Origin of the sequence: Amycolatopsis antarctica (genome assembly GCF_002262875.1) — a bacterium.
Taxonomy (GTDB): Bacteria; Actinomycetota; Actinomycetes; order Mycobacteriales; family Pseudonocardiaceae; genus Amycolatopsis; species Amycolatopsis antarctica.
In genome coordinates this window covers 177,145-187,804 of the sequence record NZ_NKYE01000015.1, presented here as the reverse complement: position 1 = coordinate 187,804, position 10,660 = coordinate 177,145, and the positions used below count along the sequence as shown (strand labels likewise).

General features: G+C 69.8%; 5 protein-coding genes. 2 read left to right on the top strand and 3 right to left on the bottom strand.

Annotated features, from left to right (window positions below; translation table 11 throughout):
• On the bottom strand, positions 1 to 1,171 hold a 1,171-nt coding region (locus CFN78_RS22225), incomplete at its 3' end, for an ice-binding family protein (protein ID WP_205660612.1).
• A 575-nt stretch (positions 1,172 to 1,746) separates the two neighbouring features.
• Here CFN78_RS22225 and htpG point away from each other — a divergent pair.
• Positions 1,747 to 3,660 (top strand): molecular chaperone HtpG, encoded by a 1,914-nt coding sequence (gene htpG, locus CFN78_RS22220; RefSeq protein WP_110495023.1) that lies wholly within the window; start codon positions 1,747 to 1,749, stop codon positions 3,658 to 3,660.
• Between the two features lie 121 nt (positions 3,661 to 3,781).
• Here htpG and CFN78_RS22215 read toward each other — a convergent pair whose 3' ends face one another.
• Together CFN78_RS22215 and CFN78_RS22210 are read right to left on the bottom strand one after the other, a co-directional pair.
• Positions 3,782 to 4,930, bottom strand: coding sequence for a YhjD/YihY/BrkB family envelope integrity protein (locus tag CFN78_RS22215; protein ID WP_165777668.1), 1,149 nt, complete (start codon positions 4,928 to 4,930; stop codon positions 3,782 to 3,784).
• Positions 4,931 to 5,158: 228 nt separating this feature from the next.
• The gene (locus tag CFN78_RS22210) at positions 5,159 to 8,893 is read right to left on the bottom strand and encodes a glycoside hydrolase family 2 TIM barrel-domain containing protein (RefSeq protein WP_240519620.1); all 3,735 of its coding nucleotides are present in this window, start codon (positions 8,891 to 8,893) and stop codon (positions 5,159 to 5,161) included.
• A 300-nt stretch (positions 8,894 to 9,193) separates the two neighbouring features.
• Between CFN78_RS22210 and CFN78_RS22205 the strand changes: the two genes are divergently transcribed.
• Positions 9,194 to 10,615 (top strand): MFS transporter, encoded by a 1,422-nt coding sequence (locus tag CFN78_RS22205; RefSeq protein WP_094864821.1) that lies wholly within the window; start codon positions 9,194 to 9,196, stop codon positions 10,613 to 10,615.
• Positions 10,616 to 10,660 lie beyond the last annotated feature (45 nt).

The following is a 10,660-nucleotide window of genomic DNA, read 5'->3' as shown; positions in this document are numbered from 1 at the left end:
GCTGTTTTTTGTTGTTTCGTTTGCGTGTCGCGACGGTGGGGTGTCTAGTTGCCGCGAGTGTCTTGCCGGCGGTGTTGTTCGTGTCCTCGGTCGTGGTCGTGTCGTCCGACGTGGTCGTGTCCTCGGTCGTGGTCGTGTCGTCCGTCGTGGTCGTGTCGTCCGTCGTGGTCGTGTCGTCCGTCGTGGTCGTGTCGTCCGACGTGGTCGTGTCCTCGGTCGTGGTCGTGTCGTCCGCCGTGGTCGTGTCCTCCGTCGTGGTCGTGTCGTCCGTCGTGGTCGTGTCGTCCGACGTGGTCGTGTCCTCGGTCGTGGTCGTGTCGTCCGACGTGGTCGTGTCGTCCGACGTGGTCGTGTCCTCCGACGTGGTCGTGTCCTCCGACGTGGTCATGTCGTCCGACGTCGTCGTGGTGGTCGGCGGCGTGGTGTCGCACCCGGGGTTGGTGAACACATTGCTGTCGAGCGAAATTTGGCCGTTGCGAGCGAGCGCCCTGCCCTCGACGACGGTGCCCGTCGTCACCGAGATGGAGGTGAGCGCCATGATCGTGCCGACGAAGGTCGATCCGGTCCCCAGTGTCGCGGAACTGCCGACCTGCCAGTAGACATTGCACGCCTGCGCGCCGTTGATCAGGTCGACGCTGCTGGCCGAGGCGGTGATCAACGTCGACGCGGCCTGGAACACGAACACCGAGTTCGGGTCACCCTGGCCGTCCAGGGTGAGGGTGCCGCTCAACGACAGCGGACCGGTGGACTTGTAGACGCCGTCGACGAGCGTCCGCCCGACCAGATTGCCCGCGACCGATTCCGTCGGAGCGCGCCCGGCGGCGTCGTCGTAGGCGATCGCCAGATCCGACTGCGCCTGTGTCGCCGCGGCGTCCGCGGCGTGGATGGTGCCGCCGACGATGCCGGGAGGGAAACCGGTGACGGCCGTGCCGGGGCTGACACCCAGGTCCCCGCCGAGCACCGACGGACCGGTGTTCGTCACGGCCTGCCCGCCCAGTACCGAGTACGCGGCCACGGTGCCGAGGCCCACCGGGTCACCGGCGGCATAGGCCGGGACGGTCGTGGCGAGCGCGACCGTCAACGCCACCGAGACTCCGATCGCGGACAGCGCCGCGACCACGCCCTTCCGGCGCGATCCGGGACCCTCGGCCCTGCTCATGGTGCGATGCATCGCGCTGACCTTCCGCCGGTGAGATTCACGACCGGCAGAGTCTGGGCCGGGACAACCGAGCAGTGCGCCCGTGACGGGGAGAGGTCGTGGAACCGAGACTCCGAACGGGTACGCCGACGCGGCTCTCCCGGCAGATCGCCGGGCCATCGCGTGTGAGAGGGCGTGGGGTCGACATTAACCCCTGGTGACCGGCGCGGCCATAAGGACCAACAAGGTAGACCTGAATGGCCCAGCCCTTCGGTACTCGCGTGAACCCGCCGGGCTCGCTCCGCAGGCACGGCGCTCCCGGGGGTGGGCCGTGCCAGGCTCGCGACATCGGAAGGCGGCGGGGTTGCCGCCGGGGCCTCCCACTGGGACCTCCGCCCGTTTCCGCTTGGGTAGGATTCCGCGCATGGGGAACAGGTATCGACGCCCGCCCGGACCACCCGGGCCTGGCACCGGGCACAGCGGCGGCGCACCGGCGCTGCCGGGTGCCCGCCCGCCCGGCTGACGACGCCAGGCGCTCCGCACCGCGACCCCGTCCCCGGACCCGGCGTCCGCCGCCGTTCCACCCCGTCCCTGCCGAAAGGAAAGTCGTGACCACGCAGGTCGAAACCCTCGAGTTCCAGTCCGAGGCCCGGCAGCTACTGCAGCTGATGATCCACTCGATCTACTCGAACAAGGACACCTTCCTCCGCGAGCTGGTCTCCAACGCCTCCGACGCGCTGGACAAGGTGCGCCTGGAGGCGTTCCGCGACAAGGATCTGGCCGCCGACACCTCCGACCTGCACGTCGAGATCGAGATCGACGCCGAGCACCGGACACTGACGGTGCGGGACAACGGCATCGGCATGACCCGGGACGACGTCGTCCAGCTCATCGGCACGATCGCGAAATCGGGCACCGCGGAGTTCCTCCGCAAGCTGCGCGAGACACAGGACGCCGCCGCCTCCCAGGACCTCATCGGGCAGTTCGGCGTCGGCTTCTACTCCAGCTTCATGGTGGCCGACCGGGTCGAGCTGCTCACCCGCCACGCGGGTTCGGCCCACGGCGTCCGCTGGGAGTCCAGCGGGGAGGGCACCTACACGATCGAACCGGTCGAGGACGCGCCGCAGGGCACCTCGGTGACCCTGCACCTCAAGCCGGAGGACGCCGAGGACCACCTCTCCGACTACACCTCGCAGTGGAAGGTCCGCGAGATCGTCAAGCGGTACTCCGACTTCATCACCTGGCCGATCCGGCTGGCCGTGGAGAAGACCGCCGAGGACGGCGAGATGACCCGCGAGCTCGAGACCGTCAACTCGATGAAGGCGTTGTGGGCCCGCGCCAGGGACGAGGTGACCGACGAGGAGTACACCGAGTTCTACAAGCACGTCAGCCACGACTGGAACGATCCGCTCGAGGTCATCCGCATGCAGGCGGAAGGAACCTTCGAATACCAGGCGCTGATGTTCATTCCCGCCCAGGCACCGCTCGACCTGTTCATGCGGGAGCGCAAGCGCGGGGTCCAGCTCTACGTCAAGCGGGTGTTCATCATGGACAACTGCGAGGCGCTGATGCCGGAGTACCTGCGCTTCGTCAAGGGCGTCGTCGACGCGGCCGACCTGTCGCTGAACGTCTCGCGGGAGATCCTCCAGCAGGACCGGCACATCCAGCTCATCCGCAAACGACTGATCCGCAAGGTGTTGTCGACGGTCAAGTCGATGATGACCGAGCACCCGGACCGCTACACCACTTTCTGGAAGGAGTTCGGCTCGGCGGTCAAGGAGGGTCTGCTGGAGGACGCCGACAACCGCGACACCATCCTGGACATCTCCTCGTTCCCCTCCACCCACGACGAGGACGCGCCGACCACCCTGCGCCAGTACGTGGAGCGGATGAAGGACGGTCAGCAGCACATCTACTACATGACCGGTGAGACCCGGTCCATCATCGAGAACTCCCCGCACATGGAAGCCCTGCGCGCCAAGGGATTCGAGGTCCTGGTGCTCACCGACCCGATCGACGAGATGTGGGTCGGCTCGGTGCCGCAGTTCGACGGCAAGGAGTTCCGGTCGATCGCCAAGGGCCAGGTCGATCTGGACACCGACGAGGAGAAGGAGACCGCCGAGGCGGAACGGGAGCAACGGCAGAAGGACTTCGCCGGGCTGCTGTCCTGGATGACCACGACCCTGCAGGAGAACGTGAAGGAGGTGCGTCTGTCCTCGCGGCTCACCACCTCCCCGGCCTGCATCGTCGGCGACGCCTACGACGTCACGCCCACGTTGGAGAAGATGTACCGCGCCTCGGGCCAGAACATGCCGCAGATCAAGCGAATTCTCGAGCTCAACCCCACTCACCCGCTGGTGAGCGGCCTGCGTGACGCGCACGGTGAGCGGGCGGGCGACGAGGAGCTCACCGAGACGGCCGAACTGCTGTACGGGATGGCGCTGCTGGCCGAGGGCGGCGAGCTGGGCGATCCGGCACGGTTCACGTCGATCCTGGCACGCAGGCTCGAGCGGACACTCTGACAGTGGTCGCGGTGCGCGGGACCCCGCGCACCGCGATTCGTCCACAGTGGACCCTGCGGTCCGGATCCCGGGCGGTCCGGGTCCCGGCCGGTCCGGATCCCGGAGACTCGGGCCTGCCAGGTCAGTGGCCGAGGAAGGAGCGGAGCGTCATCGCCGACGCGCCCGCACCGGCGACGACCACCCCGGTCGCACCCGGCGGCCCGTTCCGGGAGTCCGGACCGTCCTCGTCCCGATTCTCTGTGGCATCCCGATCCTCTGCGGCATCCCGTTCGGCCGTGTCCCGTTCGGCCGGGTGCTCCTCGCCCGCGTGCTCGTCGTTCCCGTTCGGCGGCGCACCTTCGCGCCCCTCGGTCCCGAGGTCGCCGCCGGCCATGGCGTCCTCGTCGGCGACGGTGCGCGCCGGGGCGTCCGGCAGCGGTTCGCGCGCCGTCGCGTACCGCGGGTTGAGCGCGGTCCACACGGTCACCACCAGCAGGAACCGGGAGACCAGGTAGATGAAGATCAGCAGGCCCAACAACGCCCCGAAAGCGGCGACCGCGGGCGACCTGCCGAGCAGCCCGAGGTAGATGTTCCCAGCCTGCTTGAGCACCTCGAAGCCGACGGCCGCGAACATCGCCGGGCGCATGCCGTCCCGGAACGGCACCCGGTGCCGCGGCAGCTTCGTCAACACCCAGAGCAGCACCAGCCAGTTGGCGCCGATGGCGAGCACGATCGACAGGACGGTCAGCGAGACACCCGCCCATCCGGTGTCCTCCAGCCCGACCAGCCGCAGCAGGGTCGTCCCCAGCGCGCCGGCGAGCGCGGTCAGCGCGAAGGAGACCACCAGCGCCGCGCCCAGCCCGATCAACGTCGCCACATCGGCGAGGATGGTGCGCAGCACCGACCTCTGCGGCCGGGGACGGCCCCACATGGTGGTGAGCGCGTCACGCAGGTTGCTGATCCAGCTCCAGCCGGAGTACGCCACGAAGAACAGCCCCAGGACACCGAAACTGCTCCGCTCCTCGATCACGGTGGCCACCACGGCGTCCGTGGTCGAGCTGAGCACCCCCGGCACGGCGTGGGTGATGGCCTGCTGGGTCTGCAGGAGCAGTTCCTCGTTGCCCGCCAGCACGAATCCGGCGACCGCGACACTGATCATCAGCAACGGCACGATCGACAGCAGGGTGAAGAAGGTGATCGCCGCCGAATAGTGGTCGCCGTTGCGGTCACGGTAGGTCGCGGCGGTGACCAGGAGATGGTCGAACCACGGATGGTCCCGGCGCCAACGCACCAGTACGGGGGTTCCCGGTTTCCCGGCTGTCCGCTCGCTCGACGATTTCCGACCGTGCACGCCCCGACGCCTCCGGTTCCGCTGGTCGCCTCGGCGGTGCTGTGCTCCGTCCGGGCGGTGGCCCGCCCACAGTAGGTCACCCCGTCGCCGGAGGCCGATCCGGACTCCGGCCACCGGAGTTCCGTCCGATGTGGACGGTCCGGCTCCCCGGCCGGACCGTCCGCCGGATCATGGCGCCACCGGGGCGGGCCGCATCGCGTCGAGCTCGGCGGCGCTGACCGGCCGCAGGGTCAGCTCGTACTCGTACGCCCGGTCCGCGGCCACCTGGAACCGTTCCCGTACCGGGTTCGGGGTGTCGCCGACCCCGGTCACGGCGTGGTCGGCGTGCAGGGTGAACCAGCCGTCGTTGCGCCGGAGCTGGAACGGGTACGCCGCCCGGTCGAGCTCGTCGTGCGCCGTCACGCCGACGTTGCCCGCACCGCCGACGAGCAGCCCGCCGGTGCGCCCGTCGCTGAGTGCGGCCCACCGGCTGCCGGTGTGGTTGCCGTGGTCCTGCGGGCGGTGGTACTCAACGTACTGCTCGTCGACTCCGGTGGTGTAGACGCCGACCGGCGTACCGTCCTGGCGGTCCGGGTAGCTCTCGTCCTTGCGGCCGTACCAGGTGAAGCGGTCGAGTTCGTCCGGCACGGCCAGCGCGACCCCGATCCTCGGCAGGTAGGGCAGTTCCCGCATGGCTCCCTGCGCCTCGACGCGGTGGCCGAGCCGGAGCCCGGACGCCGGATCGATCGAGTAGGTCATGGTCTGGTCGAACCAGGCACCCTCGACGTCGGGTGCCGCCACTGTGCTGTCGACGACGATCCGCGGTCCCGCGCCGTCCGGGCGTTCCACCCGGACCCCGGTCACCTCGGTACGCAAGCGGTCGAGTCCGGCCTCGCGCCACAGTTCCCCCTCCGCCGTTCCCCAGGCGAAGGTCTCGTTGCTGATCGGCGCGCGCCAGGCGTCCAGCCGCGGTCCCTCGTGGAGCAGTTGCCTGCCCGCCCGGTTGATCGAGGAGAGGGCACCGCTGCGCTTGTCGACGGTGTAGCTCGTGTCGCCTGCGAGCGCGGTCACCGTGTCCGCGTTCTCCTCGACGTCGACCTGACCGGCCGCGATCTCGCCGCTACCGGGCATCGGCACCACCGAACCGCCGAGGATGAACTGATCGTGTGCGAGTACGTGCCCGGCGGGCAGCATCGGCGCGTCGGTGGCGGTGACGGCCTCCACGGTCAGGAACCGCTCCCCGTCCCCCGGCACGTCCGGCAGGGGCGGCGTCAGGGTCGCGGTCTCCCCCGCGCCCACCCGCAACGGTTGCTCGCCCTCGCCCAGCACCGTCCCGCCCTCGGTCACCTTCCAGCGCAGCAGCAGGTCGTCGGTGCCGGCGAAGCGGCGTTCGTTGTGCACCGACAAGGCGCCGCCCTCGTAACCGAACCGGATCGGCTGGTGCACCCAGGCGAGTTGCCGGGTTTCCGGTTGCAGGTCCCGGTCCGCGCCGACCACACCGTCCAGTCCGGACAGACTGGACCCGTAGGAGAGATGGGTGCCCCGCTCCTCGGCGCCGTCGAGATCGAGCGCCAGCAGCGCACCCGGCACCGGTTCACCGGTGGCGAGCTCCGCCGGGCTCAGCGCGCGATCGTGGATCCGGACATCGTCGACCGCACCGTGGGCCATCCGGCCCACATCGCTCGGGTCGTTCCACGAGGTCTCGAAGTCCCGGCCGATGTTCACCTCCGCCGAGGAGCGGTCGATGGCACCGGTGAACGGGGTGGCGGCCGCCTCCCTGCCGTCGATGTGAATCCGCAGAGCGGTGCCGTCGTAGGTGCCGGTCACCCGGTGCCAGGTGTCGTAGAAGTCCGGCGGCACGGCGGCGCGCACCGTCTGCCACGTTCCACTGTGGACGAAGAACTCGAGGGTGTTCTCGTCCGCCATCTTGAGTGCGTACTGGTGATCGCCCTTGCCGACGATCCGGAAGTCGCCGTTCCACGGCCGTTCCGGCTTCACCCACGCGTCCAGGGTCAGCGAGGTGCCGGTGATGTCCAGCAGTGGATCACGGTAGACCTCGACGAAGTCGTCCAGACCGGACATTGCCAGCGCCTTGCCGCGGTGACCGTCCACGAACTCGGGCGCGCCGCTGATGTGCGCGGAGATGTCGTTGCCCGAACTGTCCGGCAGGATCCGCAGCGGCTGGCGGATGCTCTGCTCCGCCCAGTCCCAGATGAATCCGCCCTGTGTCGCGGGATTGCGCCGGATGATGTCCCAGAACTCGCGGAAGTTGCCGAGGCTGTTGCCCATCGCGTGCGCGTACTCGCCGAAGATCAGCGGCTTCGTGGTGCTCTTGGCCTGCTCGGCGAACTTCTCCGGCGACGGGTAACGCGGGCCCCAGACGTCGGCGAACGGTGCGTCGCCGTCGGGGTCGTTGGACTGGTGGTAGACGGGCCTGGTGGGATCGTTCCGCTTGACCCACTCGGCCATCTCGTAGTGGTGCGCGCCGAGTCCGGCCTCGTTGCCGGTGTCCCACATGAACACGCTGGGATGGTTCTTCGCACGCTCCACCATCCCGGTGAAGCGGTCCATGAAGGCGTCCCGCCACTCGGGTTCATCGGCCTGGCACCATTCGGCACAGTTCTCGTGGTTGTGCGTCTCGATGTCGACCTCGTCGTCGAGCCAGATGCCGTTGCGATCGGCGAGTTCGTAGAAGTAGGGGTCGGCCGGGTAGTGCGAGTTCCGCACGGCGTTGATGTTGACCTGCTTCATCAGCGCGATGTCGCGCTCCTGTGCCGCTTTCGGTACGTGCCGTCCGTGGTCCGGATCAGTCTCGGCCCGGTTGACTCCCTTGAACAGCGGCGCCTCCCCGTTCACCAGAAGCTGCCGGTCGCGGATCTCGATCTCGCGGAATCCGGTGGTCTCCCCGGTGATGTGCGTGACGCGGCCGTCCGGGCCGGTGAGGGTGAGCACGACGGAGTAGAGGTTCGGCGTCTCGTCCGTCCACTTCGCCGGATCCCGCACCGGGATCGCCAACTCTGCCCGTGCGCCCGGCCCCGTGACATCCACCGCACCGCTCGTACGGCCCACCTCGGTACCGGCCGCGTCCCGCAGGCTGGCGGTCACCTCGTGCCGTCCCGTCGTGCCACCGGGTTTGTGACCGAGGTCGACGGCCGCGCTGAGCGTCGCGTCCCGGTAGTCCTCGTCCAGGTCGGTCCGCAGGGTCACGTCCTCGACGTAGGTGCCGGGCGTGGAGTGCAGGCCGACGGAGCGGAAGATGCCGGAGTACCGCCACTGGTCGACGTCCTCCAGGTAGGAGCCCGCACTCCACCGGTGCACCTGCACCGCGATCCGGTTCGGTCCAGGCCGCAGGGCGCGGGAGATGTCGAACTCGGCGGGCGTGTACCCGCCCTGGTCGTATCCGGCGTACTGCCCGTTGACCCAGACGAAGTACGCCGAGGTCACTCCCTCGAAGCGAAGGAAGGTCGATCGCCGCGACCAGTCCGCCGGAAGGTCGAAGTCCTTGAGGTACGCGCCGGTCGGGTTGACGTCCCGGGGCACCTTCGGTGGATCGTCCGGCTGCATCTCGGTGGCGATGTTGCGGAACATCGGATGGTCGAGGCCGTCGGTCTGCCAGGTGTGCGGGACCGACACCGTGCGCCAGTCCGCGCCGCCGGTGTCGTAGCCCTCGGACCAGAAGCCGGCAGGCACCTCCTCCGGACGGTCGGCCATGGCGATCCGCCAGTCCCCGTCGAGCGACCGCGTGAACGGGCTCTCCTCGTCGCCGCGTGCGGCCGCCGCCTCGTCGGCATAGGGCGTCAGCCTGGCGTGCGCGGGTTCCTGGCCCTCGGCGACCCGCGCGGGATCCTCCAGGTAGGCGTGCACCGGATCCGGTGCCGACTCGGCCGTCGCGGGAACCAGGATCCCGCCGGCGAACGCGGTCACTGCCAGAACAACACCGAGCCGACGCATGCCGAACCTCCATGTCCAGACAAAACCCAACAAAACAAAACAGCATGGCCCAGCGCGCGTCAAGACCGCCGCGTAACGAACGGTCGGCGTCACCCGCCTGCTAATCTCCGGCCGTGGGCGCATTCACCAAGTAACTCCAGGTACACCGTCGGAACCGACGAGCGCGTTGCCGGCCGGCTCGGCCGGGACCTCGCGCGTTCCGGCACAGCACGCCCGTCCCACGCGCGTCGAGCGGTCCGCTCCGTGCCGGAAACCTGGAGTACCCACGTGAAGATGTTCCGGGCCCTGCCACGCCCGACGAAGGCTCTGCGCCCGCGCTCCCCCGCCGATCCGCACCCGTCACGGCGCGGGCCGATCCTGGCGTTCCTGTCCGTGCTGCAACTGCTCATCGCCGTCGACGTCACCGTCGTCACCATCGCCCTGCCGTCCATCGGTACCGACTTCGGCGCCGGCGCGGGCGCGCTGACCTGGGTCGTCACCGGATACACGGTGGTCGGTGGCGGCCTCCTGCTGATGGGCGGGCGGATCTGCGATCTGGTCGGCAGACGCCGGATGTTCCTCGCCGGGGCGGCACTGTTCGGTGCCGCGTCCCTGCTGGCGGGACTCGCGCCGTCGCTGCCGGTTCTGGTCGCGGCCCGGTTCGCCCAGGGCGCGGGCGAGGCGCTGGCCTCGCCCGCGGCGATGTCCCTGATCGCGCTGCTGTTCCCGGAAACCCGCGCCAGGGCCCGCGCTCTCGGCGTCTGGGCCGCCATCTCCAGTGGCGGTCTCGTCGCGGGCGTGCTGCTGTCCGGGGTGCTCACCGAACTGGCGCACTGGCGGTGGATCTTCCTGGTGAACCCGCCCCTGGTGCTGGCCGTGGTGATCGCGTGCCCACTGCTGATCCGGCCGGACCCGCCGCGAGCCCGGCCGGACATCGATCCCCGGGGGCCGATCCTGCTCACCGTCGCACCGGTGGCACTGATCCTCGGCATCGTCCGCGCGGGCGAGCTTCCGTGGGCCGAGGTCACCGTCTGGGGCCCGGTTCTGCTCGGCCTGCTCGCGTTCGGCGTCTTCGCCGCGCTCGAGTCGCGCACGACCCGCCCCCTGGTGCCCCGCGGCGTCCTGCGTGACCGGATCCGGCTGACCGCCAACCTCGCGACCGCGCTGCTCAGTGCCGCACTCTCGGCGACCTTCTTCCTCAGCACGCTCTACCTGCAGGACGTGCTGAGGTTGCCACCACTGCAGGCGGGCCTGGCGTTCCTGCCGTTCTGCGTGGTGCTGCTGCTGGCGATCAGCCAGGTCGCCCGACTGGTCGACCGGCTCGGCGTGCGGTGGACCGCCGTGCTCGGTATCGGTTGCACGGCCGCGGGCACCGCGTGGCTGAGCAGGCTGCCCGCCGAGGGCACGCTCTGGGCCGACCTCATGCCGGGAATGCTGGCGGTCGCCGCCGGAATGGGCGTGGGGCTCGTCGCCCTGCAGAACGCCGCTCTGCACGGCGTCACCGAAACCGACGCCGGGGTCGCCGCCGGGGTCCAGCGCTGCGTCGACCAGCTCGGCGGCGCGACCGGGCTCGCCGTCTTCGTCGGTGCCGCCTTCACGGCGGCCGCCGGTGGAGAGGTGGAGGGTTACCGGGCCGCGTTCCGCCTGGCACTGGCCGGGCTCGTGGTCGCCGGGGTCGGTTTCGGGTTGCTGGCACGTCCGCGCGCCACCGGGTAGCCCCGCGCGCCCACCGATGGGCCGCTTTCCGGTCGTCGCGACGGA